This window comes from Paracoccus marinaquae, from assembly GCF_018860165.1.
GTDB lineage: Bacteria > Pseudomonadota > Alphaproteobacteria > Rhodobacterales > Rhodobacteraceae > Paracoccus > Paracoccus marinaquae.
Window position 1 is genome coordinate 1 of sequence record NZ_JAHKNG010000142.1, and the last position, 611, is coordinate 611.

1 protein-coding gene is annotated in these 611 nt (G+C 60.2%); it reads right to left on the reverse strand.

The genetic code is table 11. The annotated features are described in order from the left end of the window. The coding region (gene istA / locus KNW02_RS20705; RefSeq protein ID WP_216035057.1) for an IS21 family transposase at positions 1 to 611 on the reverse strand (611 nt) is incomplete at both ends.

Sequence of the window (611 nt, forward strand, 5' to 3'; positions counted from 1 at the left end):
CATCGGCGATGCTTCCAGGCAACGTGCCATGCGCCGTCTCAGCCCACAGCAGCTTACAGCGCTCTTCCAGCCAAGCATTAAGCGCATCCAGATCCGGAAAGGCCGGCATCAGCTGCCACATCCGATGGCGCGCATCGCGCACATTCTTCTCGACCTGACCCTTCTCCCAGCCCGCCGCCGGATTGCAGAACTCGGGATCGAAGACATAATGGCTTGTCATCGCCGTGAACCGCGCATTCACATCGCGCTTCTTGCCTATTCCGACCTTGTCGACGGCGGTCTTCATATTGTCGTAGATACCGCGACCGGGCACGCCTTCGAAGACGCGGAAGGCATGCCAATGGGCATCGAACAGCATCTCATGCGTTTGCAGCAGATAGGCCCGCACCAGAAAGGCGCGGCTGTGCGACAGCTTGATATGCGCGACCTGCAGCTTGATCCGCTCGCCACCGACATAGGCCCAATCTTCGCTCCAGTCGAACTGGAACGCTTCGCCCGGTGCGAACACCAGCGGCACGAAAGTTCCACGATCCGTCGTGTGATGCGCCCGTTGCCGTTCGCCTTTCCATTCCCGAACGAAGGCCGCAACGCGCTCGTAGGAGCCGTCATAT